35 protein-coding genes and 1 pseudogene are annotated in these 25,860 nt (G+C 45.9%); all 36 read right to left on the minus strand.

Annotation, left to right across the window (positions count from 1 at the left end; all coding sequences use genetic code 11):
• Nucleotides 1-88: 88 nt before the first annotated feature.
• The gene (locus V7D75_RS09090; RefSeq protein ID WP_442968945.1) at nt 89-688 is read right to left on the minus strand and encodes a hypothetical protein; all 600 of its coding nucleotides are present in this window, start codon (nt 686-688) and stop codon (nt 89-91) included.
• Between the two features lie 35 nt (nt 689-723).
• Entirely contained in the window at nt 724-1,905 is a 1,182-nt protein-coding gene (locus tag V7D75_RS09095) for a hypothetical protein (protein WP_333614301.1), read from the minus strand.
• Nucleotides 1,898-4,747: a hypothetical protein gene (locus tag V7D75_RS09100; protein WP_333614302.1), complete on the minus strand. Its 2,850-nt coding sequence runs from the start codon at nt 4,745-4,747 to the stop codon at nt 1,898-1,900. The genes V7D75_RS09095 and V7D75_RS09100 overlap by 8 nt, the downstream gene beginning before the upstream one ends.
• A 3-nt stretch (nt 4,748-4,750) precedes the next feature.
• On the minus strand, nt 4,751-5,602 hold the full coding sequence (locus tag V7D75_RS09105; RefSeq protein ID WP_333614303.1) for a LamG domain-containing protein: 852 nt from the start codon (nt 5,600-5,602) through the stop codon (nt 4,751-4,753).
• Between the two features lie 2 nt (nt 5,603-5,604).
• Complete coding sequence (locus V7D75_RS09110; RefSeq protein WP_333614304.1) at nt 5,605-5,946, minus strand: hypothetical protein; 342 nt, start codon at nt 5,944-5,946, stop codon at nt 5,605-5,607.
• Nucleotides 5,947-5,985: 39 nt separating this feature from the next.
• Nucleotides 5,986-6,783: a hypothetical protein gene (locus V7D75_RS09115; protein WP_333614305.1), complete on the minus strand. Its 798-nt coding sequence runs from the start codon at nt 6,781-6,783 to the stop codon at nt 5,986-5,988.
• A 1-nt stretch (nt 6,784) separates the two neighbouring features.
• Nucleotides 6,785-8,002 carry a sialidase family protein gene (locus V7D75_RS09120; protein ID WP_333614306.1) on the minus strand — a complete coding sequence of 406 codons (1,218 nt, stop codon included), beginning with the start codon at nt 8,000-8,002 and terminating at the stop codon, nt 6,785-6,787.
• Between the two features lie 134 nt (nt 8,003-8,136).
• Nucleotides 8,137-8,616 (minus strand): hypothetical protein, encoded by a 480-nt coding sequence (locus V7D75_RS09125; protein ID WP_333614307.1) that lies wholly within the window; start codon nt 8,614-8,616, stop codon nt 8,137-8,139.
• 11 nt (nt 8,617-8,627) lie between these two features.
• A complete protein-coding gene (locus V7D75_RS09130; RefSeq protein WP_333614308.1) occupies nt 8,628-8,879 on the minus strand; it encodes a hypothetical protein in 252 nt (83 codons plus the stop codon).
• A gap of 9 nt (nt 8,880-8,888) precedes the next feature.
• Nucleotides 8,889-9,221, minus strand: a complete 333-nt coding sequence (locus V7D75_RS09135; RefSeq protein WP_333614309.1) for a hypothetical protein — start codon at nt 9,219-9,221, stop codon at nt 8,889-8,891.
• Nucleotides 9,222-9,246: 25 nt separating this feature from the next.
• Nucleotides 9,247-9,654: a hypothetical protein gene (locus V7D75_RS09140; protein WP_333614310.1), complete on the minus strand. Its 408-nt coding sequence runs from the start codon at nt 9,652-9,654 to the stop codon at nt 9,247-9,249.
• 23 nt (nt 9,655-9,677) lie between these two features.
• Complete coding sequence (locus V7D75_RS09145) at nt 9,678-10,352, minus strand: phage adaptor protein (RefSeq protein ID WP_333614311.1); 675 nt, start codon at nt 10,350-10,352, stop codon at nt 9,678-9,680.
• The gene (locus V7D75_RS09150; RefSeq protein WP_333614312.1) at nt 10,352-10,822 is read right to left on the minus strand and encodes a hypothetical protein; all 471 of its coding nucleotides are present in this window, start codon (nt 10,820-10,822) and stop codon (nt 10,352-10,354) included. The genes V7D75_RS09145 and V7D75_RS09150 overlap by 1 nt, the downstream gene beginning before the upstream one ends.
• A gap of 85 nt (nt 10,823-10,907) precedes the next feature.
• Nucleotides 10,908-11,390 carry a hypothetical protein gene (locus V7D75_RS09155; RefSeq protein ID WP_333614313.1) on the minus strand — a complete coding sequence of 161 codons (483 nt, stop codon included), beginning with the start codon at nt 11,388-11,390 and terminating at the stop codon, nt 10,908-10,910.
• Between the two features lie 63 nt (nt 11,391-11,453).
• Nucleotides 11,454-12,743 carry a N4-gp56 family major capsid protein gene (locus V7D75_RS09160; protein ID WP_333614314.1) on the minus strand — a complete coding sequence of 430 codons (1,290 nt, stop codon included), beginning with the start codon at nt 12,741-12,743 and terminating at the stop codon, nt 11,454-11,456.
• 11 nt (nt 12,744-12,754) lie between these two features.
• The gene (locus V7D75_RS09165) at nt 12,755-13,789 is read right to left on the minus strand and encodes a hypothetical protein (protein ID WP_333614315.1); all 1,035 of its coding nucleotides are present in this window, start codon (nt 13,787-13,789) and stop codon (nt 12,755-12,757) included.
• Nucleotides 13,790-13,987: 198 nt separating this feature from the next.
• The gene (locus V7D75_RS09170) at nt 13,988-14,149 is read right to left on the minus strand and encodes a hypothetical protein (RefSeq protein ID WP_333614316.1); all 162 of its coding nucleotides are present in this window, start codon (nt 14,147-14,149) and stop codon (nt 13,988-13,990) included.
• A 469-nt stretch (nt 14,150-14,618) separates the two neighbouring features.
• Nucleotides 14,619-14,885, minus strand: coding sequence for a hypothetical protein (locus tag V7D75_RS09175; protein ID WP_333614317.1), 267 nt, complete (start codon nt 14,883-14,885; stop codon nt 14,619-14,621).
• 2 nt (nt 14,886-14,887) lie between these two features.
• On the minus strand, nt 14,888-15,085 hold the full coding sequence (locus tag V7D75_RS09180) for a hypothetical protein (protein WP_333614318.1): 198 nt from the start codon (nt 15,083-15,085) through the stop codon (nt 14,888-14,890).
• Between the two features lie 9 nt (nt 15,086-15,094).
• The gene (locus V7D75_RS09185; protein WP_333614319.1) at nt 15,095-15,577 is read right to left on the minus strand and encodes a hypothetical protein; all 483 of its coding nucleotides are present in this window, start codon (nt 15,575-15,577) and stop codon (nt 15,095-15,097) included.
• Nucleotides 15,574-15,792: a hypothetical protein gene (locus V7D75_RS09190; RefSeq protein ID WP_333614320.1), complete on the minus strand. Its 219-nt coding sequence runs from the start codon at nt 15,790-15,792 to the stop codon at nt 15,574-15,576. Before V7D75_RS09190 ends, V7D75_RS09185 begins: the two co-directional genes overlap by 4 nt.
• On the minus strand, nt 15,789-16,148 hold the full coding sequence (locus V7D75_RS09195; protein WP_333614321.1) for a hypothetical protein: 360 nt from the start codon (nt 16,146-16,148) through the stop codon (nt 15,789-15,791). Before V7D75_RS09195 ends, V7D75_RS09190 begins: the two co-directional genes overlap by 4 nt.
• Nucleotides 16,148-16,402: a hypothetical protein gene (locus tag V7D75_RS09200; RefSeq protein ID WP_333614322.1), complete on the minus strand. Its 255-nt coding sequence runs from the start codon at nt 16,400-16,402 to the stop codon at nt 16,148-16,150. The genes V7D75_RS09195 and V7D75_RS09200 overlap by 1 nt, the downstream gene beginning before the upstream one ends.
• A 112-nt stretch (nt 16,403-16,514) precedes the next feature.
• Nucleotides 16,515-18,809, minus strand: a complete 2,295-nt coding sequence (locus tag V7D75_RS09205) for a portal protein (protein WP_333614323.1) — start codon at nt 18,807-18,809, stop codon at nt 16,515-16,517.
• Nucleotides 18,810-18,820: 11 nt separating this feature from the next.
• Entirely contained in the window at nt 18,821-20,437 is a 1,617-nt protein-coding gene (locus tag V7D75_RS09210; protein ID WP_333614324.1) for a terminase, read from the minus strand.
• A 92-nt stretch (nt 20,438-20,529) separates the two neighbouring features.
• Nucleotides 20,530-21,237: a hypothetical protein gene (locus tag V7D75_RS09215; RefSeq protein ID WP_333614325.1), complete on the minus strand. Its 708-nt coding sequence runs from the start codon at nt 21,235-21,237 to the stop codon at nt 20,530-20,532.
• A gap of 183 nt (nt 21,238-21,420) precedes the next feature.
• Nucleotides 21,421-21,837: a hypothetical protein gene (locus tag V7D75_RS09220; RefSeq protein WP_333614326.1), complete on the minus strand. Its 417-nt coding sequence runs from the start codon at nt 21,835-21,837 to the stop codon at nt 21,421-21,423.
• Between the two features lie 139 nt (nt 21,838-21,976).
• Complete coding sequence (locus tag V7D75_RS09225) at nt 21,977-22,135, minus strand: hypothetical protein (protein ID WP_333614327.1); 159 nt, start codon at nt 22,133-22,135, stop codon at nt 21,977-21,979.
• Nucleotides 22,132-22,488 carry a BRO-N domain-containing protein gene (locus V7D75_RS09230; RefSeq protein ID WP_333614328.1) on the minus strand — a complete coding sequence of 119 codons (357 nt, stop codon included), beginning with the start codon at nt 22,486-22,488 and terminating at the stop codon, nt 22,132-22,134. Before V7D75_RS09230 ends, V7D75_RS09225 begins: the two co-directional genes overlap by 4 nt.
• Nucleotides 22,485-23,471, minus strand: a complete 987-nt coding sequence (locus tag V7D75_RS09235; RefSeq protein WP_333614329.1) for a deoxynucleotide monophosphate kinase family protein — start codon at nt 23,469-23,471, stop codon at nt 22,485-22,487. Before V7D75_RS09235 ends, V7D75_RS09230 begins: the two co-directional genes overlap by 4 nt.
• Nucleotides 23,461-23,640: a hypothetical protein gene (locus tag V7D75_RS09240; RefSeq protein ID WP_333614330.1), complete on the minus strand. Its 180-nt coding sequence runs from the start codon at nt 23,638-23,640 to the stop codon at nt 23,461-23,463. The genes V7D75_RS09235 and V7D75_RS09240 overlap by 11 nt, the downstream gene beginning before the upstream one ends.
• Before the next feature lie 215 nt (nt 23,641-23,855).
• Entirely contained in the window at nt 23,856-24,278 is a 423-nt protein-coding gene (locus tag V7D75_RS09245; protein ID WP_333614331.1) for a DUF1064 domain-containing protein, read from the minus strand.
• A gap of 14 nt (nt 24,279-24,292) precedes the next feature.
• Complete coding sequence (locus V7D75_RS09250; protein WP_333614332.1) at nt 24,293-24,601, minus strand: hypothetical protein; 309 nt, start codon at nt 24,599-24,601, stop codon at nt 24,293-24,295.
• Nucleotides 24,598-24,825 (minus strand): hypothetical protein, encoded by a 228-nt coding sequence (locus V7D75_RS09255; protein WP_333614333.1) that lies wholly within the window; start codon nt 24,823-24,825, stop codon nt 24,598-24,600. Before V7D75_RS09255 ends, V7D75_RS09250 begins: the two co-directional genes overlap by 4 nt.
• Nucleotides 24,822-25,424 (minus strand): hypothetical protein, encoded by a 603-nt coding sequence (locus V7D75_RS09260; protein WP_333614334.1) that lies wholly within the window; start codon nt 25,422-25,424, stop codon nt 24,822-24,824. The genes V7D75_RS09255 and V7D75_RS09260 overlap by 4 nt, the downstream gene beginning before the upstream one ends.
• Nucleotides 25,378-25,860 (minus strand): annotated as a pseudogene (locus tag V7D75_RS09265) (hypothetical protein); the annotation flags it as partial. The gene V7D75_RS09260 and the pseudogene V7D75_RS09265, both read right to left, overlap by 47 nt.

Genomic DNA, 25,860 nt, shown 5'->3' on the forward strand with positions numbered 1-25,860 from the left:
AACCGAGGCAACAAAAGCTTCGTCGCGCTCGGTAAGCGGTAAACCAATAGCATGTAACCCATAAGGGCGCGGCTGGTGCATAACTCACCTACACAGTTAAGCTGATGCGATAGCCAATCTCGTAAGTATCACCATCTTGGAAGACGCGAGGCGCTGCATACTTACTGGCACTGATTAGCGCGCCAGCCGTACTGCCCTTGCTGCTATTGGTCAGCATAGCTGCGCCTTGCACCGTTAAGCTGCTGGCAGTTTTCATGGTGACTTTTGCGACGGCGGCCATATTATCGATTGAGTTGGTGGCGGTATTGGCAGGCGTCCACGTTGGCCGTGTCGCTGCGCTATAACCTTCAGTCATACTGACAATCTCGCTTGCGGTACTGGCAAAGCTTGCGGCCGTCCAGTTCGCGGCTGGCTGCGCTGCTGCTGAGAATAGCGCCAGATGATAGCTGGCAGGTTTTGGCGTGGTGCCAAGCGCGACGTTTAGAATGTGCGCCAGACCTTCCGTTGGGATAAGGTTTTCGGTACGTGTCCACTCGCCGCCATTAATGCGGTCATAGTATTCACCTTTGGCAGTAATACCTTGTCCGGTGGTAATACTACCATCTTCGTTATTTGTGTAGTCTTTGGCGCTTACTGCTGCTAGTAATGCGCTCGCTAAGAAGGGGTTTAATGATTTTTGTGATTTCACGGTTTTGTCTCCTTTGACAATTTGGTTAACCGTGATTAGTTTACCGCTGTGACAAGCCTGCGGTCGAACCTTACAGTAGTGCCGGACTGCGCGCTGATATTACTAATGCGTCCAGCTTGGTACTCAACAATCTGCCCGGCACTGCTACCAGCGACATAACCATTGCTTGCCAGCCATACAGTTACTAAGCTGCCGCCCTCTGCCGCCTCGCCAATATCATTGCTTGGAATTTGTATTGCGCTATTTGGTACGGGTGCTTGCGCGCTCTTGATGGAGATTGCCATATCGTCAGGACTGGTGCCTTGAATAAATATCACATGGTCCGACTGACCAACCCATAAGCCATTCTCGACCGGCTGAACAAAGGTGACGCGCTGGCTGGTTTGAATAAAGCCATGGCGTTCATCGTGCAAGTGGTAGGCCAATGGTTCAGAAAAGCGTATCACGTTTGCTGTGGCAGTAATTAAACGACCACGCCAGTAGCATAGAAACTTACCAGTAGGCATGGGTGATAAGTGGGCGAACTGCGCCGCCATACCAAGCTTATGATCTTTAGTGATTGCAAAGTTATTCGCTGCTCTATCTCTAGTGCCAGCCAACTGCATATCAGTACCGCCAATACTGGTCGCATAGATATTCACGCCAGTCACCGTCGGGTCAAAAACCATTGGCAGCACAATATCAGCCGACTCGCCAGCGGTGACATAATCAGATAAGCTTGACTCCATCGAACCACGCAGCCAAGATATAGCCACGCTTCTTGAATCTGACTGAGTGTTCTCTACATTGTTATTAGCAATAGGCGCTGGCGGCGCATCAATCGTTAAAGGTTGGCACGTTTGACCATCGTAAGTGAACAAGCCTTGCGCGCCAGCTACCACGACCAGGTTGTTTAGTACAGCATGGCATACATCACTATCGCCAATAGTTGCTAGTACCTCGTGCGACCAACTATTACCATCTATCTTTACCTTCACCCAGTCATTGACGTATAGCCCAAAAACGTCTTTATGTAATGGACTTTGCCATAGGTTTTTATATGTGCTTCCTGTCACCTTGCCACCGCTGGCAATCATATCGAGCTTACCAGCTGGCGTGACATTGGCGTTCACCACATCGCGCATATAAACAAACGGCTCACGGCCACCTTGCACCATCGCGGCGTCTTCTGAGGTGTTATCGATACCACGGCAGGGCATAAAACTTTGACTAGGCATGATAGCCTCCTTTTCTGAATTGGTCTGAGTTACCGTCAGGTCTGATATAGTGTTGACCAAGTTTAACATCTTGATAACCAATAGAGTTGCTTGGGTTAATGCCTGTGGCTTCAATACGCATTACAACTGGTGGTTTTTTATCTGCATTTTTAACCGTCATGTGCTCTTTAAAGTTTGATAGCTCATACTCACTTCTGAACGCATTAAAGCCCTCCGCGCCAATCTCGCGCACACGCAAGCTAATCCACGTAAGCCCATGACGCGAGGTGTCACCAGCACCAATGATTAGCGGCACGCGCTCACCGATACGCAAGCCTTGCCACATAAACGGCGTGTCAGGATATTGTGACTGCCCCATAACTAAGCTGTCGCTGCCACGCGCATTGAGATAGCGCACATAGTTGTCAGCGTAAGTTGCGCCAAACAGCGTGCTATACACTCCTTTTAGGTCAATATATTGAGGACCGGTGTACGGCGGTCTTGTTAATTTTACTGCACCAAAAAATGTGCCGTAGATGCCAGCGCGTAAGCCTATCGTTTGTAAGGTGAACGGTATGCTTGGTAGGCCAAAGCGCGATAACCTAAAGCCGTTTACGCTTACTACTTTTTTCGATAGGTCTAATGACGGCCTACCTATGCGATATTCAGAAGAATAAAATGAGTACGGTCTTATTGTGCGTATCGTGCTTTCCACAAATGGACTGCCGACTCGTGAGCTGGCATGACCGTAATTAACCTCACCAACTTTATGTAATCTGCCTATCGCCGGGTTATTCCTTTGCGCCTGTTCGCTCGCTTCAGTAGTTGCGTAAATAGTATGTGGCGTTACTCGTGGCGTGCCAGCGACCATCTTGTAATACATACCCTGTCCATCAAGCGATATGATGTTGTTCTTATTACTAACTATTAACGTCTTGGGCACACCATCGATAGCGATACCACTATCGACCACAATGTTATTGCTCCACATAAATGCAGTGCCGAAACTAGATGATCTATGCCCACGATGGTATAAAACATTTTGGTTTAAGGCTGGTCTGCCAGCAGCGAATTGATAAATACCCTTGCCTTGACCGTTATTGCTATTGTTTTCATCATTTAAGTAAATGTATTGTAGTGAGTAAGGCGCAGACTCGCCTTGTGTAACAACATGCTTTTGGCTGGCAAGGCTGTCAATAAAGCCACGCACTGATATATGTTGTTTGGTATCAGTTATCATGGTGCTGCCAAACAAGGTTAAGGCGTCACCTTGAGCCACCACGTTACGCCATTGTGTCCGTAAGTTGGTTTGTCCAAACTCACTACTATCATGCCCTCGTGTTAGCAGCTCAGGCGTGACATTTTTTATTGCCGGGCTGCCTGACTTTTCGGTATGTGTCCAGCGTGGCGTGATAATTCTAAAATGAATAGATAGTGAAGCAAGTCCATACTTAGCGGTTTTATAGCCGTTGAGCTCAACATACCTTGTGTATAGGTCCACGGTAGGCATTCTAATAATAGGCGGCGCTATGCTATAGCGCTTCTCAACTTCTAGCGTGCGTATGCGGTAGGCAATCATGCCAAGCCCAAACTCTTGCGACTCAATACGCCCTATGCGGTCAAGGTATCGCCTCGTCTTAACTAGCTCAGCATTGCCAAATAAAGATTGCACCTCGCCAGCTGGCTTGATGACTCGCGCTGCATTATGCACAACAAGCCAGTCGCTCATGTACGGCTGTTCAATGCCTTGTAGTGGTAGGTAGCGTATTCGATAAGCAATCATGCTTTTATTGATACGTGTGGCTATCAATCCTTGCGGCTCTAATAACCTTGCATTGTTATCTATCTGAGCATAACCAAAACGCTGCATAGGCGTACCAATAGCGCCTATCGTTTTATCTCTATTTTCTATCGCTGTCCAGTCGGACCATTTAGGCGGCACCAATCCATTATCGCCATCATAGTTTTGGGTAATGTGCTGGATGGAATTTTGAACAATCTGTCTGCCCCATCTAAATGCTGGTTGCTCACCTGCGCTTAGATAGCCCTTAGGCTTCAGGTACTTGGTTGCTAGGTCTGCAAGCGCTAAGCCAAACACGCCAGCAAAGCCTAGTGGGTAAACACCCTGTATCTCAGGAATAATGCGCGTACCAAACAGTGTGGCAATATAGCCAACTGGCTTTATTTCTTGATGACGACCTACAAAATGATTGCTTGGATATTCTTTATAGATGGATTGCGGCTCTAGCAATCTAACGCCACGACTCAGCCATGCAACACCATAACCTTGCTGGATAAACCCCTGACCTATTATCTCGCGCACGCCATGAGTGACAGTCGCACCTAAAGAAAACCCAGATGATTGCCATGATGCAGGATTTGCGATGCGAACCCTAAACCATGCCTCATGTGCTCCCATCGCATGCGAGTTAAAACCACTTATTGCAATATACTGATTCTGGTTTTTTAAGGCTGGCAAGCCAACCCTAGATGCTGGCTCTATGCCTTTAGTAAATACTTGGCATACGCTGCTTTCTAAGAAGCTCACACCAAATTCTTGATCAACAAAACCGTAAGCGCTTACAGTTATCGCAACATTAACTTCGCCTATTTTGCGAAGTATAACACCCCATATAAAATCAGAATAAACATCGCGCCGCTCAAGAATAACCAACCCTAAGTCGCTAGGCGATACACCTTGTATTAAAAGCGCTTTTTGAGATACTGTGCTTGATGAAAACCCAGTGCTACCAATATACCGAGCAGAACCTAGTTCGCAGAGGACCACGTTAAGTGGCAATGGTGACTCGTGGTCTTGCGGCTGCAATACCACATCAAGCAAGACGGGCGGCACGTAATTCATAATTTACTCATCAAAAAGCTTCGTTCGCTCAGTATCACTTAGCAATCTATTGTAAATCCGCAAATCCTGCATCAGTCCTTTAAGTGGGTAAGATCCATCGTTTTTACCTATGTTTAAAATAAAGCTACCGAAGTTACCGACCTGCTCAGCCACCAACCTATCCTCTAGGGCGACCTCTAAGTTATTAACAAACAACTTGGATACTTCTGCTGTAGATCTATCTATAGCAATAAACAAATGATGCCAACCATCTTGCAAAGACCTTGCGGTCTTTACGTGGTTTCTCGCGTTTGATCCTGTAGTTGATATAACATCTAAACTAGGCGGAGCGGTGTTATTGGCTATTATGTAGTAAGAGCCGTCAATAGACGAAGATATGTCTCCGCCAACAAACAGCTGTTGCGGACTAATAAAATCCTCTAGCTTCAACCAGCAGCTTATTGTGAGTTTGCCGCTGTTGATAGCCATCACACTAGATGTTTTTACAACGCCATTTTCAAACCTTATTGCCTGCGTTCCAACCTTCCTACCCTCAACAAAACTTACATCACCACTCGTAACCCCATTATTCATGTTGTTAGAATAATCCAACGTATCCCCATTAAATGAATAATGCAGTATTGTGTCTACAGGTATATCAACCTCGAAATAATAACTGCCGTGTGTTACAGGCTTACAACCATCTGACACATAAGTGATTCCGCAGTTTATGTTTGAGTAGTAAGTATAGCTCCAACTCCCATCACGACTAGGAACCACTGTACTTAAACAGCGACCTGTTACCCAGTCAAAAATTAGAACATAATCTGCACGACCGCCATCGTAACGCTGGGCAATACCTTTAATTTGTGGCATACCTACCTCTTAATAACACCCATAGGTGTTTCATTAACCCATAAACCCTTGTCTTCATGCCAGCTTGCGTACTGATCGTAAAGTACGCTATCACTTAACGTGGCGCGTCTTTCTTTAATCCAGTTGCTCATGGTTATGCCATGCGTTAATCCTGATTGCTCAGCGACGAACATCTGAAACGCTGGCAAGTCAACAAGTTTAAACCAGTCGATGTATGTATTATTAGGTATGGACTGCTCAGGCGCCTCTCCCATACCGCCATATCCGTCGATACCTGACACGCCAGCAGTCTGAGTAGGTGGTTTATTCTTGCTTGCACTTTTTAACCTATCCAAATTAGCCATAATAAACCCTTTTTTATATGTTAGTCGCTTAACGCTTTGTTAGATAAACTGGCTCGTAAGTTTTGATATTGCCTTATCTTGCGATTGACTTAAACCACTACCGATAATATTTAAGTAAAAATCACCTTTCATTCCAAACCAATTACCATCGACTTCAGAACGAGCCAACCAAACATTAAATTCGTATTGTGTTGGCAGGCTTGAAACGGGTGCGCTTGCCACAATCAATCCATCTTGATATGCAGTCAAGCCGGTTATAGGGTTGATGCTACAACCAACATTATTTTTATCAGCAACCCCTGCTATCTCAGAGCGCCCATATCCATTGAAGTTGAATATATTTAAGTTGTGGTCGCGTGTTACTAGCAAACCCCTTTCGCTTGGGTTTGGTGAATACATAAGCGTCAAGAAACCATACCCTGTAGAGTTTAACGTAGGATTGACTGTGGCAAAATAAGATAGATGATGCCCACCAATATTACCTATCGCTGCGAATTTATTAACATCCGAACCGCTTGAAGTGAAGCCATAGACGCCGCCCCCTTTATTTTTAAGTGGGTAAGCTCCTGAGTCAACGGACATATCGCCCGTCTCGTCAAACAGATGGTACATCTTAACAACATTACCTCCTGACAGCTTAACACCCCATGTAGGGCTTGTGGCGCTAAATAGGTTATTGGCATTCAAGTCGTTATGCCGACAAAACGCAAACATATCACTAAGCGATTTTTCGTTTTTAATTTCACCGCCGTCAGCTAACACTCTTTTTTTGTAGATTCGTAAATCGCTAACCAACTCGCCAGAAAAGACTCGATTTGATTTTAATACAAGTGCCATATCAAACCCCTAAGAATAATGATTTTAAATTAACGATAGTTGTGACTATTTTCTTATCGGGAGCACCACCATCGCCTTTGCTGTAAGCAACCAATATATGGCTTTCATCTATGGGTAGAATATCACTGTACGAATCTACGCCTGTGTCAATCACTTTTAATAGGCTAAAACTACGGCCATCGTAGCTACCATATAACGCCATATCTTCTCTTAACCATGGTTTTGATGGTGTGCTGATAATTAGCTTTGGTACAGATAAGTCAAAGCTGTTTTTAAACTGGCACAGACCGCTTTGAACCTTATCTGTTTGTATATTAGTTAGTGATTTTTGGTCTTGTAGTGTAATACCGCCATCTTTTGATATTTCGGTTTTCTTGATGTTTGTGGCGTCACGAGCAAGCAATAATATGTCGCCATTTTCTAACTCTGCAACCTGACACTCGTTTGAACCAGCAATATTGGATTCAGCGCCCACAGTATAATTAACACCTCCGTCATCACTGTATAAGATAAATGATTTAAGCCCAGCTTGCGATGATGGGTAAGCAGCATCTCCACGCCAACATGGTAGGATTATCCGACCTGCGTTAGTGCCGTAGCGCAACTGTATAGCTTTACCTGTACCAACAGCAACGACTTTCCACTCGTTCATTTTTGGAATAAATGGCGTCATGGAGACTTCTTCTGACCATGTAACGCCATCGTTATCTGAGTATTTATAAAAAGTTTCGTTTCTATCGTTATTATAAAACGTCTTGATGTAATATAAGTATACTCGACCTGCATGAGCACCACTAAGAACCTTGATGCTTGCTGGATTTAATGATGAGTATGGTTGTCCTAATTCAATTCCTGTGTCGCAAACAGTGGTCACTGCGCCTAGTGCTGTTGTGTAATCTGAGTTAACTATTAGCCTTCTAGCGACTATCTTAGTAACGCCAAAATCACCGCCCATTCTCGACTCACAAAATGCTAAGTATTCTTTTTTACTTATGCGGCATAAGCTAACACCAAAAGCAAACACCGCTGATAACTCGGCTGCTGTAAATAAGTCGGTGGTTAATAGTAGCGGCTCGTCATCACGCGCAGCAATCGCATAGTCAGTTATTTTAAGTAGGCTTATATTTGCGTCGCTTGACGACTTTGACGACATTGCATTAAATGAGCCTTCATTTGTTATGACATCGCTAATAGTTAGTGCGCCACTACTATCAATCAAGGCAACTGTTTCACCTTGAACGTCCTGTAGCTCAAATAAGTTACTGCTAGAGTTGTGCGTTCCTACCCTGCTAATTCTATCGCCGGTTATTGCTGCTTGCTCGTCAATCTGCTCTTTTGTATAGATGGTTGTCATTACGCAAGCGCTCCGTCCAATGCAGCAGTAAAGTCAGTAATATCGGTCGCTTCAATCAAGCCGTCTAGCTTTGATTTTTGAGCGTCAGTGAAAACATTGGTATTGGCGTTGCTTTCATACTTAGTTTTGATACTAGCCGCTGTCTCACTACCAGACGATGATCCTGATTGCACAAAATTACTATCATTAGCATCATAAATCCATAGTTGAATATCACTACCAACTCCAGCATCAACGTGAGCATAGCTACCTGCTACAGCGCCTACCGTTGGTATGGCGCTCGATGTTAGAAACGTACCTAAAAACTTAGAACCCTCTAAACCTGATAGTTTGGTGCGCTCTGCATCGGTTAAGAGATTGCGATCAGGTAGCGCATCAATCTTAGTTGCTAGCGTTGCTGGATTGGTTGCTGACTTAATACGTGCGCCGATAACTGCGGCTTGCCCGTCTGATTGCTGCTTAGTGTAATACTGTGCCATCTTTGAATCCTCTAATTGATAGCTGCATCCATCGCAGCAATAAAACTTAATATATTTTCAGGCTTTTCTACAGTTGCATAGATGCCATCTATCTTTTTGGTAATGATGTTTTCAGCAGCTCTTGATACATCGATAACACCGCTGCCCCCATCGCCTGAGGCTGGTAAGATGATATTGCCAACACTAATACGAATAACTTGCGTATTATTAACAACTGATGTTGCTGGCGAGTAGGTATTAACTTTTACGATTAGTTTTGCCATGACATACTCCTACGGTCTTGGCGCTGTAATGGCGCTGGCGATATTCAGTCTAAATGTTTCGCTTGATATGCGCTGACCGGTAGTAATACTAACAAACAGTATGTCTACTTGATAAAACCCTACATCAATATGACCTACACTGGGCGTTAGCGTGAACTTGCCAGCTAGCACATCGTCAATCGTGACGGTAAAACTCGCAACCAGCTTTCCAGCCATAGACTTTATATCAGAGAATACATCAATGCCTTGCAAGCTAATAGGACTGCTGTTATCGCCAAGATACTCACAGCTAATATCTATCGTATCGTATTCTTTGACACTTACTTGCGCTATGGCTGCCATGTTGAACTCCGTTAAAATGCGACATTTATAATTTAAAGATTTTGTTAGTACCGTTATCCCAAGTCACAATAATATCACCGCCGTTCGGTGTGATAGGTAAGCCGGTAGCAGTATCAATATAAGCAATTAATGGACTGGTCGCTTCTGTGCCCGTGTCTGAGAAGATGACAATAGCTTCAATACTCGCGCCACTTACCGAGGTAAAGGTAACGTCTGCGGCATCTGCGGCACCGCCTGCGGTTGACTTACTGGTCAACGTCACTGGTCCAGCAATACGTGCTGAGCTTGAAATGTCCGATAGGTACTCATGCGTGGTGGTTTGTGGCGTATAAGCGCCAGTATCAACAAGCAACACCTTAATGGTATCTGTCTGCCAGTTGATTTGTGCTTCTAAGAACCGCTTACGTGCGGCATCGTATAGCGTATTAGCCATGATAAGGCCCTCTCTTAATTAAGTTAAACCCAAAATGGCTTGACCACATGGGGTACGTCTTCGCGTGTGATACGCCGTAAGTCTGAATCAGGACGTTGACCGAAGTAATCCGTAAACTCCTGCTCGGCCAAGGCGGATCTATTCATGTCAAAAACTTCGGAATCTGGAATCCCAAAGCCTTTATGTAACGCCCACTGAATAAGGTACTCGTGGTGAATGATGTTAATCTCGGGTCTATCGGTATCAAGCACCATAGGCGCAAGTGGTATGCGATAGCCTTCGATATGCAGCAAGCCAGCCTCACGAGGCGCTGGCACGAGGCGAATACTGGTATCGTCTTGAATGGCATATTCAGGCGTGTCATAGTCGCGTGTGCGCCAGTCATGCCAGATATCAGCCATGTCTTCTTGTGAAGTCAGATAGATAGGCTCAGCGCGTTCAGGAGATATCGCGCTTACCCAATGCAATGAATCAATCTCATAGATAGCTTCATGCAGCGGATGACTTGCGACTGTCGGTAATACTGCGATATTGCATACCAGCGGATTGCTCGACTCATGAATCAAGCGACCACGAATAGCCGCTTCTTTGACCGCATCGTTTAGCCAGTCGGTAATGTCTTGATCAGCGAATAGATACGGCTGCTCGTTATCAAACGCTGCGACGCGGAATCTGCGTATCAATTCAGACAAAATCATTACGGTGCTCCAAACTGATCAATCATGGCTGTCACATCCAAACGGATATTTTCAACCGACTTTGAGTTGTTGGTATTTTGCTGATAGTGCGTCATCGCAAAATCTTTAAGCGCTGGCTTGTCCATCACGCTCACTTGGTCATACAAGTCTTGTAGCTCACGCTGCTCATCGTCTTTGTCTTTGTTTTTAGCTTTTTGCTCATCAAGCAGTGCTTGCGTGTCATCAGACGCCTGACTATCATCATCCGCCTTATCAGCCTCTGACTTCTTGCTCGCTTTATCGGTCTTGTCTTTCGCATCATCATCCACCTTTTCAAATAGGTCTTCGTGACGTAAAAACTTACGGGCCATATCCCAAGGGATAGTGCGAACTTGATTGCAATCAAAGACAAGGCCAGTGCGGTAAAGCCGGTCATGCCACGGCTCACGCTTGCCAATGTACTTAATTGATACTTCATCTGGTTTGCTCATCGCGGGTTTGCTCCTAAAAAAATAGACTGACTGAAACCAGCCAGCCTATTTTTGTTATCGTTAGACTTCTTATTCCTGACCAGGCTTATCGATAGCCGGTCAGCTCGCCTGTTACCGTGACTTTGATATCTGCTTCTTTTGCATTAGCAGCACCAGCCAGCGTTAGGATTAGACGCGCAGGCTTAGGTAAAATAACCAAGTTATCGCCGTCAGCGCGTAAGCGCCCAGCAGTAGCAAGGTCAGCACCAGCTTTGATAAAGTATTCAGCATCTTGCGGTACGTCTGTGTCATCTTCGCCATCTTCATAAGCAAAACCTAAGCTACCGGTGACGGTTGCGCTCAGACCTTTAGTGATAAAGACTTGCGCGTCCGTTAAGCACCAGCCTTCTAATAGCTCGCCTAAATCAATCACGTCACCAGCTTTTGGCGCGGTAGCTGAATCAGCATTTTCAATCACGCCACCAGTTTTAGCCTTCAGGTAATAAGCCTGAGTAGTGCTATTGCCGTAAGGGGAAGTGACGGTATAAAAGTGAGTCATCACTTTGTTGTTTGTCTTAATAGTAGCCATAAGGCCATCTCCTATTTAATGAATTAAGTCTAGGTGCTGGCGTGCCAGCACCTAGAGATAGCCTTACTTACCTCGGCCAAACGATTCAACGGCCGTGTCAACGACTGTGATACCGTAGTCGGTAAACTCGTGACCATTGCCAGTGTCCACGTCGAAGCGGATTTTACTCACGCCGCGAATAGCACCGATCAACAGCTCAACCTTGTCACCATGGTCTAGCTCTTTTTCTGACCAGAAGAACGGCATTCCAGAACCTTTGTGAGCTGCCATTGCTTCGGCAACTGCTTGTCCGCCTAAGATAAGCGAACGGTCAACGGCAAAGTTTTCACCGAATGAATCTGGTACTTTGGCACTTGCTTCTGCTTCGCTGTTGTACGAGGTGCTGTACTGCATCTCATCGCCTGCGTAGAAGCGGATAGGACGTGGCATCTTAATCATCAAAAAGCCATTCCAGATACCAGCTTCGCCACGGAATAACGGATGACCAGCAGCCTGGGCAGCACGCGCTAAAGCAGCCGCTTGGAACTGGCGGAACTGTGGGTCAGTGGTGAATTTGTTGTATTGAGCTGGCGAGAGCATCCACACACGTAGAGGCGCGTCATCTGCCATCACATCGCCTTCAAACTTAACGATAGGTGGTGGTAGTGCGATTTGGTCCATCAAAGACTTCATCGAGTCCATGGTGTCCATCTTCAGCACGTCAGCTGTGGTGATATCAACTTCACCACCAGTCTCTTTGAATTGCTGAATACTATCGCCAGTTGCTAAGTAGTGACGGTTCTTAGTAGGCGCTTTGACCGGATTGACCATAATCTCTTTAAACTTCGGATCATCTTTAGTCGGAACAACCCATTCAATGTTGTCTTGATAACCGCGAGCACCAGCCATGTGAACGAGTAGCGATTGGTCAACGTAGCGAGCCATTAGACTTTCTGCTACTGGTCGGCCCATCGCACGAAAATCTACTGGCGAGCGAATACCAGTCATCACATCGCCCATATCGATTGGGAAACGTGCTTGGTTGACACGTAGCTTGTCTTCACTAAACGACATGCCAGTACCACGACCTTCAGCAAAATTGCTTCCCATGATAGGTTTAGCACCTACTGGATTGAGAAGGTGAAAGGTGACTTCATCGCCAGTACCTTTACCCAAGTCTTGTACTTGGACAATCGGCATGTGCTGCGTGGTTTGTTTACGAATAGTCGCTTCAGCACCAGCTGTACCTTTAGGCATTTTGCCTGTTAGCTTCGCCATCGTGCCGTTACGCTGCATGTGGGCCGCAAACAAGCCAGCGGCTTGTACGACCATGTTTTTCTTATCGCCATAAGGGGCGTGGGTTTTGGTAGCCATCTATGCCACTCCTAAAGATTATTTAAGTATTGCTCGCGCTTCTCAGCGGACCAGCTCATCATTTCGTCAGCAATATCAATCCCAGACATAGAGTCCATCTGTTCAGTGATACTGGTCGCGCCTTTATGACCACCAGGTATGTCGCTTAGGCTGGCAGGAATTGGGGGCGCTGCATTATTGATTGCCTCGCGTGCCTTGGCTTTTAAGTCATCAGTCGATGGCTTATCGGCTTTGGCAGGCTCGGCGGTGCTATTGGTTGACTGCTTATAGTTATTGAGTAGCTCGACCACTTGCTCAGCCGTACCTTGAGCTAATACGCCATCAAGTGCGGATTGAACATAGGTAGGCTGTGCGCCTTTCCACGTTTCAAACTCGCCACTTTCTAAGATGGAATCAATGTCTTGGTGAGCTTCGTAAATGGTGCGGTAGTGTGCGGCTTCTGCACTCTCTTGCTCGCGTGCTTGCATTGGCTGCAACGCTTGAGCAACTTGTGCATCGACCTGAGCTTTCACGCGCTCATCAATCAAGCGGTTAATACCTTCTGCCAAAGCCTCTTCAGAGAAATCTCCAAAGTAGTCAGGGTTCACGCCAGCATCGATTGCGGCCTGTGCCGTCTCAATGTCCTGCTCTTGCTGCGTAGGTACAACAGTGGCAGGCGTTTGGTTTTGCTTGCGTAGAATCTCTAACTCAGCATTGGCAGCAGCTAGTGCTTCTTTTGCTGCACGCTCACCTTCACGTAACGCGACATGCTTTTCATAGGGAATGGTATGTACGCCATCACGAGCGAGGACCACTTTCTCACCTTCAACATCATCGTTCGACGAGTCATTAGGCGTGTCAGTGGGGGCTTCTGTGGCTGGCGTGTCATCCTTATCTTCAGGCTCAGTAGTCTGTTCATCTGCTGCGGTATCGGCTGGCGTGTCGATACTTTCCGATTGCTCGGTATCGCCATTCATACTCATTTCTAAGTATCGCGCTGCGTCTTGAGGCGACCAATCGCCGTCATTAAAGCTGTCATCAATAAAACTATTTGCATCAACTGTCATTAATCTGTCCTTTACCCATGTCGGAGGGCTACCGTTAAAAAACAGGTTTCGCCACTAGCAATGGCTTGATAACAATTTAATGGGATACAAGCTTTTATGCGAACCTTATAGGGGTGTCGGACTTGCCAGCCAAATTTCGGGCACAAAAAAACCACCGCGAAGGGTGGTTTTGGTTTGGAGTATTAAGGCTGACTAGTGTTATTTGCTAGCGTCATCTTTGCTGTCATTGGTGTAATTCAAGATAGCAGTGGTGATTTTTTCTGCGTCCGCAATCATCTGATCAGTTTTATCGTAGACGTATTTATCAGCGATGCGGTTTACTACTTCATGCATTAGTGTTTGCTCTGCTGTTAAGCTCATAAGTATTGCCTCTTTGGTTGGTTAGTAGTTTACGAAATTTGGTAGGTTGCTCTCAAAGCTATGTTGATGTGTCGGGTGCCTCAATACTAGACAGCTAGACTCGCCCATGTGCATAAACTCCATCATTTCATCGCTATTTATAACAGCGTCCACAGATGCGTTTACACCCATAAGAGCAAGGTGCAATTGAGTAGCGCTAGGCTTGTCTCTCCACAATCCCAAGCAAGCGTAAATAAGACTACCCTTGCGAGTTCTTATTTTGTAGTACAGCGCATAGAGATTATTAATGTCCGCGTGGAACGGCTCTTTAAATCCTATCCACAAACCGCGACCTTGCAAGGTTAGCTGTAGAAAGTAATCGCAATAACATTCTTCAGCTTTCCTTATGATATCGGCAATATCACGCTCTTTAAGTGAAATGCAATTGTTGTACTCTCTATACTTATCCATCACTACCTCACTAAAAAGTTCACGGTAATTGGGTCACATCAATACTAATCATATAGGATCTATCTAAGTACGCAGGGTGTTTATAAGGCTCTGGTTCAAATCTAAACTCAATATCCTTAGTGTTTATAAAAAATTCTGCGCCAGTATTGGTTCTAATAGGCATATTCATTATATCATTGAGTAGCGATTCCATATTATCGCGACCAGCTAGCCTATCCATGCACTTGTCGTAAAGCTCTTTGTTGATAGCGTCTCTTGGGTGATTGATGGACTCTATGTTCTGCATAATCAATTCGCCTTGTTGCTTCTATCGTTAGCTGCAAGTAGTGCAATTAAATTAGCTCTAGCTATATTCCTTGCCCTACCTTCGGTGTAATCTTCATAAAAACACTCTTCGCCACCACCACTAGCCTTAGCTATGTACTTACCATTTCCACAATAGGACAGCTCAGACTCAACAGTAATAGCATACTGCGTGGGTGTCATAATTCCACCTCAATCATGATCATCTGGCTTGCACGACTCGAACCAATCACCGTCGCGGTAAGTCGGTCTGATGCTGCGCATTATATTATTACGCTGGCTTGTCTCAGTCCAAAAATCATTGTTCGTTTTTAATGCTTTATCAAATTCAGATTGCATATAATTTCTAACTTCTCGTCCGAACGCATCAAAAAAATAATCAAGTTGCTCGACTGTTGAATCCGAAAAAGGTGGATAGTGAAATACTAGCAACACACTAATAGCGTCTTTCACGATGAGTAGTTTATGATGGTCTTTTCTTTCGGTCTTATACCCTTTGCCTTCTAATATATTCTGAAAGCGTATCATCTCAACCTGATTGCCGTCCTTGCCAGCGCTGAACGTGCGCTTAATCCGCTGATCTTTTAACTCTCGTATCTCACCATACTTTGTTAAGTTGGCTTCGAGCGTAGGTAGCTTTAGCTTAGCGGTATAGGTAACGGTATCGTCGCTCATGATTTGACCTCACTATTCATACTATTAGCTAGCTGCTGGTGCGTTAGCTGTATCTCTAACATCAACGACTGCAAGCGCATAAACCTTGTCGCCCTACCTGTTTGCCGACCAAGTGCAATCGCCATATCCTTAGATGGTAGCTGGCTGGCTAGATAATCAAGACGGTACATGATTGACTGCTGCGCTACAGTTTGATTGATTAATGTTGGTTTCATGATTTCACCTCATCTATCAACTGCTGCAATGCCTCACCAATCCCCACACCTTGCGTCTTAGGCTTGGCACGAAACAGTAGCACGTCATTGTCGGTTAGAATGTCGTTGATGGTAATGCGCATCTGACCACCAGCCATCGCTGGCGTATCACCATCCTTGATAGCGATATTGCGGATTTCATCATTAGCAGAAGGCGTAGAGTCTCTTAACAACTCACCATTGGCGGTGTTTACCATCATAGTTGCTGGCGTGTTATCGCCACTGACAAGGTTATGTAGGTATTCAACAATACCCACGCCCTGCTCGCTCAGACTGACCGCTTCTGCTTGACCATTCATAAGTAAGTCGATGTTCATTATTTGTCTTCCTTGTTCTCGCCAGCATGGTCGACGCTCGGCGTTCCCATTGCGAAACGGTCTGTATCAGTGGTTGGTCGAGTAAACACACTGTTCAGTTTTCTAGCTGTGTCTAGGTAAGATTGTATCCCGGCATCATCAATGGAGTACCCATCTTTAATAAAGGCTTCACATAATTCATTTATTGCATGAACGCACTGATCTACTTCGTCTTCGGTAAGCTTTATCGTAAACAACTTATTTTCATCTGACATAACATTACTCGCTGTAAGTAATCACTGAATGAGGATGTCAGCAAGCGCCTCAGCGTTATGCGCGTGTCCGACTTAGGAGCTACCTAAGCCGTTAGCTGACCAATTCAGTTTATCACTCCACTAGCAAGTTGTCAGTAATTGTTGGCGTTTCAATACCTTGCATTGACGATGGCGCATCTTGCGGTACTGGTGGGAACATAGGGCTGGTATTTTGCTGCACACCTTCGGGCAACTCGCCAGCCATATCATCAGGTAATGGCTGTGCTGGCATGTCGGCAGTAGGATAGTTAGGATCAACGCCGTAAGGGTTAGGACGTTGATAGCCTGCACTCATCATAATTTCATCAGCAATAGGTGCTATCTGCGGCATCTGTGCAATCTGAGCGCCGCCTTGCATCGCGGCATAGGCAGCACTTACGCCGATACTGACTGACTCAGCATCAATCTTCTTAACTTCGCTATCCGCTTTACGCTCTTTGATATCAAGCTCACGTTGCTTGATGTCATTGCCAGCTTTGGCGAGTGCGTCTTTGATTGCCTCTTGTTTAGCTTGCTCAATTTCCTCTGGCGTCTGTTGCTGCTGCATTTTGCGAATATCCTCAATAAAGTTTTCTTTATGCGGAATATCCATGAGCGCAATCATGTAAGGCATCGCAGCGACTTGCATCTCAGGCGGTAGAGACTTAACTGCCTCACTAAACGCATTAAGCTGCTGACCACGATAGCTATTCGTGCTTGGTACGTCCTCAAGCGCGACCATCAAGCGTGTCTTCTGCACGTCATTAGACAAGTAAGTCTGTCCAGTTTCAGGGTCGCGCTCAGGCGCATTGATGACGACCGTTCTATCTTCTGTGACTGCATCACCAGTAATAACCACAGTCTGTGGCTCGTTACCCATGTCTTCAATGAGCATTGATAGTAGCAACTCTCCAACTTGCTTGCGGCCTTCCCTAAAATTATCCATCATGTCAGCCAACGACTGATTTGATTGCTCGATTTGCTGCTGCTCTTGATAGCCTGATTGTGCACTACCAACGCCACCCTCAAAACTTGGAGTAATGCCGGATGTGCTTTTGATAGACTGTCTATTCTCACCAAGCATCTGATAGTGCTGATCGGTCAACTGATAATCACGGATGATCTCAAAACGTGCGCCAGGCTTTGCCATGTGAGCTTGATCAAGAACAATATCAGCGTCAGGACGTGCGGCTTGCTTACGTACTTGTGCGTCTGTCATATCAACAGCGCCTTTGGTACGCTCCATACGTGTGACACTCATACCCCAACGTAGCTTTGATAACGCACTGTTCAAGCTGTCTTGTGGGTACTTCATATCACGTACATAACCATACGGAATGCCAGTCGCGTCTTCTCTGAATCCCCAAAACGGCACATATGGGAAATGAGTGTGAGCATAAGGACTTGGTGCGTCATGAAGTAAGTGTGGTCCTAGCCAATATGCGCGGCGCATTCGCGTGACGGTTGCCATGATTGGCTTGGTCAAGCCAGCGGCCACAGCCATGACGTGATTTTGATTATTCTCATCATACTCAACGACGCGGCCATCAGGTGTCTTAATAACCGTTGCTTGCTCCCAGCGTCTATACCACAGCTCAAACACGCACAGCTCTTTATTAGTCGGATTGTACCAGCGTTCCTCATGCAGCGTACTGCCACGTCCAAAACCATGCGAGCCTTCAAGCCCAGTCGAACCACCGCCATCATAGCTCTGTGACATATACCATGAGTTTAATCCGTAGCGACCTAAATCCATGATCATATCTTTATGCTCAGGGAATGATAGCGCGATACGCTCAGGACGTAACCACTTGGCACGACGCAACCATCTGGCATCTGACAAGTCTGCTTCAGTCGCTCGCATGTCCCAGTGGATTTCATTGCGATGAATCTTACGGCAGCGATATGGGTACTTGAATGGGTCAGTCTCTTTACTCACTTCAACCCAACCAATGCCGCATTTAATCTGCGTCTCGAACGCATCACTACACGCTTTATCGGCTTTAGAATTACGCTCAGCTTGATTGACCTTATAATTCAAAGCATCTGCTACATCTTGCCCGCCAACTTCGCCGTTTGGTGTCACGCGCCAATCGGTACGAACTGTCGCTTCATAGCCTTGAATCGCTCTAAGCGCGGGACCAATCAAGTTTTCAACGGCAGGCGGCAGTCCTAACTCTCGCTGCTTCTTTAGCAACTCACCGTCTAACTGATTGCCGTCAGCATAATCCATCTCTGAATCTGCAATAGCTCGCCAGCGCGGTTGCTGTTCAATCTCATGAATAATCTCTTGATACTCAATCAAGCTAAGCGTTTGGTCATCAGCTGGCACGTCGTTCACTATATCAGTCACTACGCCTGCGCTTATGTCTGTTGCTACGTTAATCATCTTGCTCTCCATTACATGACACGCCAGTCGTCAGCGTCTTGTTCTTCGTAAGTGTTTGTGTTGTCTGACCTATCTAACATGCCAGCCTCTTTTGCTTGTGCGTGTTGGCGCAAGGCATCAGCGCCTTCTGAGCAGCCATTCGCCTTGTTCGGTCTGTTTGTGTAGCGATTGTCTTTAGTGCTAAAAACTTTCTTGTAACCTTCGATACGCTTAATCCCAAGCTGGCAATCGACTTCATCAAAGTAGTAGCCCTTCATCGCGGCGCGTGTCTGCTGAATGCCATTCATTAGCTCAGATATCATCGGCACGACTTCAAAGACTTCGCCGGGCATGAGGTCTTCTAGCATCTCGCGTGTTGATTTATTGGTATCGGATAAGCGGCGATGGTCAGCGTCATGCGGCAAGTAGTGGCGACCAAACACATAGCCGTAGGATCGTAGCTCCGCAACATAGTGCTTCAGCGTCTCGTTATGCGCTTCGTAGTACCTTATCCAGCGGTCTTGTCCATTCATGTGCTGCAAAAACCAGATAGCACAACCATCTGAATTACCAATATCCCAAAAGGTATCGACGGGAATATCTAGCTCGTCTATATGACAGATGCCACCACGTTTACGCAGCTCAAGCATATCTTTAGCGTAGTAATGGCCTTCTGTGCTGACCTGGAAGGGCTCGTCGGGAAATGATGGATACTCTTGCCACATCCGCTCTTCTGCGCCAACAAAGTCACTGTTCTTGATTGCGACATACCAAGCACGTTGGTCAGGGTCGAGTTTCATATCGATACCCATATCGCGCTTGGCTATCATCTCAACCAAGTCAAAGTATTCATGCTCTTCATCGGTCACATCGACTGTACGGGAGTTGACACGGTAGTTGTCTTCTTGCCACCAAGCATAAAAATGCAATCGATAGTCTTTACTCGAGAGCTTCTTGCGTGAATAGAAATGCTTTTGCGCGGCTTGAGTTAAGCGGAAGAAGTCACCTTCTCGACCTTCAGCGGTGGATTCAATCACCAAGATACCGCTGGCAGGAACGGCAGGGATTGAACCAGTCATTACTTCAGCGGCTTTCTCGGGGAATTTGGCACAGATTTTACCGAACTCTGATATGTGCAAGCGGTGAATCGTGCCAGAACGCATCGACGTGGCCACACGTATCGAGCTGTTATTGTGCTCAAAAAGCAATTCACTTGCGCTGTCACGCTTTAACGGAAAGCGCTCACGTATCTCAGTCGGCAGACTCTCATACGCAAACTTAACTTTGTCGCGGAAGATAACTTCACTGGCATTTTTATCTTGCGCGATGATACCGCAGCGCTGGTCAGCATTAAATAACGCATGGTCAAGCCACAGAATAGCGATAAGTGTGGTAAAACCTAGCTGGCGAGCTTTCAAGATGATGTTACGGTGCCACAATCTATCGACAAACTTCTTTTGCGCAGCATTGGGCTTAAACGGCACGACGTAGCTTTCGGCTTCTACGTCTTCCTCGTCATCACCTTTAATCATAATCTTATACAGACAGCCACTAAACACGCGCCAGTAAGGGTCAGCTAAGCATCTTGCCAGCTCAGCTGCATCGGTTGGCAGTGGATTTAAGGCGGTCGTGTGGATTACGTTAGGCATCTTTATCGCCTTCACGCTGACGTTTGCGCTTGGTATAAGCGACACGCGCAACATCAATGAGCATTAACACGACTTCGAGCAATAATTTACGTTTACGCATCGTCATCACCACTCACGCCAATACTATTGCTGGCAGGCGTGTCCTCATATTCAGGGTCGGCTTTAACTACACCGAAGGCATTGCCGTTATTATTAGCAATGCTATGAAGTAGCGTGGTGAGTGCATCGACGGGCGAGCTATCAACGTCATCGAGGCCGTAAGCCTGGCGCTCTAATGTCACAAGCTTGGTCATCGTGTCTGCCAAGTCTTTCATGACACGGACATGATTAGATAAGGATGTGACGCGCTCGTATGCTTCAAGCGCGGACTCGTCAATCGCATTGGCTTTGAGCGCTGCAATAAACAAGTCTTCTAAGCGTGCGCGGTTGTCTGCGCCAATCTGTGCTTGTAAGTCACCATACAGCGTCATCATCATGGCCTGAGCTGCGCCAATATTCTGTCTGTGCGCCAATCGGACGTTGGCAGTAAGCTGGGCGTTCTCTTCGATGGTCATATCATCACGCGCAATCTGGTCACTTGCCAGCGATTGCACAGCACGCTCTTGCACTATCTGATTAGTACGCTCTTTAATACGGCTTTTAAGATCACGTTTCCAACCGTGTTTTTTGGCTCGACGCGCAATCGTGGTTGCGTGAACACCAAATTCTTTCGCAAGTTGTGCGTTTGTACGCAAGTCTGCGCGATAAAGGCGTTCGATTTCCTCCCAATCACACTGACTTTTTTTATTTATCTTCGCCATTTCGCACTCCAAACACCTTATATGGCTTGATGTTAGCGCCTGTACGCGAAAAGTACGAACCTTATAGGGGTGATGACGCACGCTGTGCAAGCTGGCGTGTGATTAATTGCGTTTTTAATGCGATTTTGCTGCAATCAGTAAACAATAGACGTAAAAAAGCCCCGAATAATTCGAGGCTAACACTTAAAACAAGCCAGCCTGAGCTGTCTGTGTGTTTGCTGATAACTCTCTTAGCACCTTGCGCATGTTCTTTAACTCTAAATCCATCTTGGCAGTAGCAACTGCTGCATGATGACCGGATTCAATATTACTGTACTGCAACGCTTCACACATCATGAGCGACCCAAGTGTGCGAGCTTCCTTTGGGGTCAGCGTCAGCACGATAGAATCCCCAATATCAATCACTACCGTACCGTCTGGCAGTGGAATTTTACTAATCAGTCGTGCAGGTTTGTGCTCAACTGTCGGCACATAGACGCCGCGCTGCACGCGATGAATGAAACCGTCATTAGTGAGTGACGATAAATTATCATCAATAATCGTCTGCTTTAAGTCGAGTATGTCAGACAGTGTTTCGCGTGTGACTATTATGCAAATCAATAACCGCGTCCAATACTCTTTGCTTGTTCGTTATCTGCATGTGATTTATCCTCAAAATAATATATAATCGACATGCGATAACATTGCCTTGTTACTTGCCATCCAAAGCACTCATGCGACCAACATGGGTGCTTTTTATTTATTTCCAAAAATCAAGTGCCAACATAATCAAAACAGCAATAGCAGCTTTTATAGTCACTGCAATCACATCAGCCCAAGGAATAGGCCAAAAATGAATAACAAAAGCTACAAGCAGGAACACGATCACAACCCACTCTATTCGATAGTTATTACTCACTCGCCAACTCCTTTAATAAAATCACTCACCCAAGCCAGTAATAGCTTAGACGCCTTACTTTTTCTTTTCTGCATAAGCTCGATAAGGTGATACTTAGATAAAAACCCTGTGTGATAATAAAGGTCGTTACCGCGCCAAGAATCATCAGAATACTTAGTCATAAAATAAACGGTTGTTTTTGAGCCAATCCTGTCTCGAACAGACCCGATCAAAGCGTTACGAGTAATACCAAGCACATCAGCAATATCCCTTTGCCTAAAGTAAATAACATCATTCAAGTCAGTTACCACTTCTATCTCACACCCTTTGTAATTAGTGATAGCGCTGCTTTTTAAGTTGGGGTCAACAATCACTCGCTCACCTCCGCTATAAACTCACCCAAAATCGCATTACCATCAACCTGACCATGCAACCAAGCCAAGTCACGCGAGTTATCAATCACAATATCACCAGGTTTAAACTCAATAGCGTTTTCTGATACGTGACTGCCTTCAATACCGCCGCGTCCGACCAGATGAATTAGCACGCCATGCTCTCGCACCAGCGCCGCTTCATTTTCAAAACGAACATCAGGCACAATCACACACTCGCCAGCGTTCAAACGCGCAAACGCTTTTACCCAGATATCGTTGTCGATAGTTTGACGGCCCCATTCTGTGCCCAGAGTCTGCATCATGTGACGTGGCGTTACGCCATAATCATCATTTACCACTGCCTTGGCATCGTCGCTGCAATCCACTCCGATAGCTCTAAGCATCTCTTTAATTGGATCAGCAAACGATGAGCGCGACCAATCATCGCTTAAATTATCAAGCAAGTAGCTGGCGAGTGTGTCCTTGCCTGCGCGAGCTGGTCCCGCGATACCGATAAGACACATCTTATCTACCATTACGTCCATAAATTCCTGTAGCGTAATTTCATCGGTAGCAGCTCTCACCTTCTTGTCATCTCTGCGCCATAGATTTGGCACTCTAGTAAGACATACCGCTACTTTTACTGACTTTTCATCCGTACCTTCGTCCCACTGAATATCACCAAACGTCTGCGCTGGCGTGTCATCATTGAATGTGTCGTCAGCTGCTGGGGCTAACTCCTTTCCTAGTCCTGCCAGCCTATAATTCTCGGTAAAATTCTTTATATCCATGCTGTGACTGTCTGAGCTACCGTCTTCGCTGTAATAAGCGTACTTACTACCAATATGGCTAACATTGATGCAACTGTCGTCGTTTATATTTACCCAAACTTCTGACTTTTCAGCATGAGCAGGCAAGCTATCTACATACTCATCAAGTGTTCGCATACCTAGTCCTGCCAGCGTTTTTGATTTACTTGTCATTGATAGATTCCTCATATTCCTTTACAGCGTAAGATAATAAATCGACCGATTCGCTCATCATTTCACAGTAAAAAATTTCACCACTGGCGTGCTCATCTTCGTCATACTCAATTAGCGACTTTCGGACAGCTTTCGCCGCTTCGATTAGCGCCTTTAATTCTTCAGTCATAACTCGCCACCGCCTTTAGATACTATGAATAACAAGCACAATCCAAGTACCGCTATATAACCCATGCCAAACAGAAAGTCGTTCATCATCCGTTCAACTCCTTGCGTTTGCCGCAATCAATACACTCTGCATAGTGCAATCGATTACCAAAATGTATTTGCGCTCTCTTATGTTTGCAAAACAACCGTTTTATTAACTTGCGCATAAACCACTCCTTAGTAGGTTTCTAAAACTTCAATTCCGTGGAATGCCAGCATCATATGCCGTCGCATCCTATAATCTGTTAATTTTGCCGTGGCCTTAGATTTAACATCCTCAACAACCACTTCGTCCTTCTCGATATCGTAGTACCTAAAATCAGCGGTATAGCGCATGGCTGGCGTGGCTTTCTTATCGCCACTAAACTTGACGCTTTTTACCAAAATAAATACTGGCTGAACTTCTAAATCCTTAATCTCGCCAGCGCGAACTCGCATCACTAACTCTCGATAGCGCTTAGCCTCTGTCTTACTATCAAACTCAATGCCATCCACCTTTTCTTTGACCGCATTAAACTTGTTTTTAGGCTTTCCGCTGATTTCCCTGACCAACTGCTCCAGACCAGAAGGTCTTTTGCTACTTTTGCGCGCCAATTTCACACCCTCCTGCTCTTTTAAATCGTCCTGACTGACGTATGCACCGAACCGATATTAAGGTCACTCAAATCGTCATCTAGTGCGTTCCCGTCTTTATCCCAACTACACAACTTCCCGTTATCACGCACCCCGTCTATCTCAATAGCACTACACGAGTAACGCTGTAATTTACTGTGATACGACAAGCCAATAATAAAATCGCCATTTTCCGTCACCGCTGAATTTTTACGATAGATCATAGCGTTCGGCTTGCCAGCCTTGAGCGCTGCTACCAAGTCGGCAAACTTGCGCTCGCCTGGCGTGTAGTCGGATGGGTCCTTCTTCACTGCCCAACCCTTTCAATTGCGCTGTTTTGCCAGTCGGTAGCGTCGTAGCCATATCCAAGCCCACATTCGCTAGCATGCACATCGCCTTTAGTCCATATACTTGACCTGCATTTCAATGCGCTTTTGTACGAGCTAAAGCCTGTTGCAGCTCCATCGCTATCAACCGCCGCACTCTTAACCCAATCAGGTGCGTCATCAAATACCGCTTGCGTTAACTGCTTCATACCGCCACCCTCCGCAACTCTGCCAATTCCGCTGTTATCCGCTTATCCGCCTCACTACCTGCCTGCACCGGAGTATGCTCATAAGCGACTTGATGCGACTGTGGAATAACAAACGTCTTGCCAGCCTTATGCTCACTCACTACTTGCTCATAAACCTGCTTAAACGTCTTGAAGAAATACTCCGTCGCACTTGCCAGCTTTCCCCATCCAATGCGGTTTGCTGTCTCATAAACCACTTCATGCTTCCAGTCGCGCTCTATGTCACCCTTCATGCCGCAATTTTGGCAAGCTGTGTTGAAAGCGTCGTTGGCTGTGGGGTATGTATCAATCTCACCCAGTTTGCATAGCTGAATAAACTTGTAAGCGCGTTCTACGGGATAATCCTGCTGCTTGACTGCTTGCCAGCGTCCACGTTGGTACTGTTCGCCGTTAATGCCTGACTCTAGTAGCTCTACCGCCCATTCACGCGCTTTGGCTGGCGTGTAGCGATGATCTTTGGCGTCAAATAAGGCACCGTATTCTTCTTTAAGTTCTGCAAAAAGATTTAAGACTCTAGCTGTAGCAGTCTGTATGGCTGCCGGGCTGTACTTCGATTCCAAACTCTTCGTTAAACTCTCGCTGCATCCGCTGTTTGTATTCGTCTGTAGTTTCTCTGCGAGGTTTGCTGTTAGCTGACTGGTTGCTTGCATGAGTGTTCCCCTGAGTGATTGTCTTGCGTTTGCGCTCAAATACCGTTTGATAGTCGCCTGTGATTGAGTAGTCCAATGAGTCGTTAACATCAAAACCATCTTCATCCAATTTGATTATTTTATTAACCAAGCGCTTACAAGCTGTTTCTGTGAGAGGTTTTTTAATCCTCTTTCTCATTTCTACAAAATCATTCCAATTTTCTTTATCAACAAAACTAGGCACTGGGTAACTAAGAGCATCAAAAGCAGACTTATCTTTTTTTGCCCCTACTTCTTTATTGATAGGTTCATTGATAGGTTCATTGATAGGTTCGGGTGCAGCTCCTTCACTACCTAGTGAATCTCC

It is taken from the genome of Psychrobacter sp., from assembly GCF_036731945.1.
Lineage (GTDB): Bacteria > Pseudomonadota > Gammaproteobacteria > Pseudomonadales > Moraxellaceae > Psychrobacter.

Coding starts and splice junctions, on each gene's coding strand:
- V7D75_RS09095 (WP_333614301.1), bottom strand. CDS start 1,905: ATGCCTAGTCAAAGTTTTATGCCCTGCCGTGGTATCGATAACACCTCA.
- V7D75_RS09100 (WP_333614302.1), bottom strand. CDS start 4,747: ATGAATTACGTGCCGCCCGTCTTGCTTGATGTGGTATTGCAGCCGCAA.
- V7D75_RS09105 (WP_333614303.1), bottom strand. CDS start 5,602: ATGCCACAAATTAAAGGTATTGCCCAGCGTTACGATGGCGGTCGTGCA.
- V7D75_RS09110 (WP_333614304.1), bottom strand. CDS start 5,946: ATGGCTAATTTGGATAGGTTAAAAAGTGCAAGCAAGAATAAACCACCT.
- V7D75_RS09115 (WP_333614305.1), bottom strand. CDS start 6,783: ATGGCACTTGTATTAAAATCAAATCGAGTCTTTTCTGGCGAGTTGGTT.
- V7D75_RS09125 (WP_333614307.1), bottom strand. CDS start 8,616: ATGGCACAGTATTACACTAAGCAGCAATCAGACGGGCAAGCCGCAGTT.
- V7D75_RS09130 (WP_333614308.1), bottom strand. CDS start 8,879: ATGGCAAAACTAATCGTAAAAGTTAATACCTACTCGCCAGCAACATCA.
- V7D75_RS09135 (WP_333614309.1), bottom strand. CDS start 9,221: ATGGCAGCCATAGCGCAAGTAAGTGTCAAAGAATACGATACGATAGAT.
- V7D75_RS09140 (WP_333614310.1), bottom strand. CDS start 9,654: ATGGCTAATACGCTATACGATGCCGCACGTAAGCGGTTCTTAGAAGCA.
- V7D75_RS09145 (WP_333614311.1), bottom strand. CDS start 10,352: ATGATTTTGTCTGAATTGATACGCAGATTCCGCGTCGCAGCGTTTGAT.
- V7D75_RS09150 (WP_333614312.1), bottom strand. CDS start 10,822: ATGAGCAAACCAGATGAAGTATCAATTAAGTACATTGGCAAGCGTGAG.
- V7D75_RS09155 (WP_333614313.1), bottom strand. CDS start 11,390: ATGGCTACTATTAAGACAAACAACAAAGTGATGACTCACTTTTATACC.
- V7D75_RS09160 (WP_333614314.1), bottom strand. CDS start 12,743: ATGGCTACCAAAACCCACGCCCCTTATGGCGATAAGAAAAACATGGTC.
- V7D75_RS09165 (WP_333614315.1), bottom strand. CDS start 13,789: ATGACAGTTGATGCAAATAGTTTTATTGATGACAGCTTTAATGACGGC.
- V7D75_RS09170 (WP_333614316.1), bottom strand. CDS start 14,149: ATGAGCTTAACAGCAGAGCAAACACTAATGCATGAAGTAGTAAACCGC.
- V7D75_RS09175 (WP_333614317.1), bottom strand. CDS start 14,885: ATGCAGAACATAGAGTCCATCAATCACCCAAGAGACGCTATCAACAAA.
- V7D75_RS09180 (WP_333614318.1), bottom strand. CDS start 15,085: ATGACACCCACGCAGTATGCTATTACTGTTGAGTCTGAGCTGTCCTAT.
- V7D75_RS09185 (WP_333614319.1), bottom strand. CDS start 15,577: ATGAGCGACGATACCGTTACCTATACCGCTAAGCTAAAGCTACCTACG.
- V7D75_RS09190 (WP_333614320.1), bottom strand. CDS start 15,792: ATGAAACCAACATTAATCAATCAAACTGTAGCGCAGCAGTCAATCATG.
- V7D75_RS09195 (WP_333614321.1), bottom strand. CDS start 16,148: ATGAACATCGACTTACTTATGAATGGTCAAGCAGAAGCGGTCAGTCTG.
- V7D75_RS09200 (WP_333614322.1), bottom strand. CDS start 16,402: ATGTCAGATGAAAATAAGTTGTTTACGATAAAGCTTACCGAAGACGAA.
- V7D75_RS09205 (WP_333614323.1), bottom strand. CDS start 18,809: ATGATTAACGTAGCAACAGACATAAGCGCAGGCGTAGTGACTGATATA.
- V7D75_RS09210 (WP_333614324.1), bottom strand. CDS start 20,437: ATGCCTAACGTAATCCACACGACCGCCTTAAATCCACTGCCAACCGAT.
- V7D75_RS09215 (WP_333614325.1), bottom strand. CDS start 21,237: ATGGCGAAGATAAATAAAAAAAGTCAGTGTGATTGGGAGGAAATCGAA.
- V7D75_RS09235 (WP_333614329.1), bottom strand. CDS start 23,471: ATGACAAGTAAATCAAAAACGCTGGCAGGACTAGGTATGCGAACACTT.
- V7D75_RS09240 (WP_333614330.1), bottom strand. CDS start 23,640: ATGACTGAAGAATTAAAGGCGCTAATCGAAGCGGCGAAAGCTGTCCGA.
- V7D75_RS09255 (WP_333614333.1), bottom strand. CDS start 24,825: ATGAAGCAGTTAACGCAAGCGGTATTTGATGACGCACCTGATTGGGTT.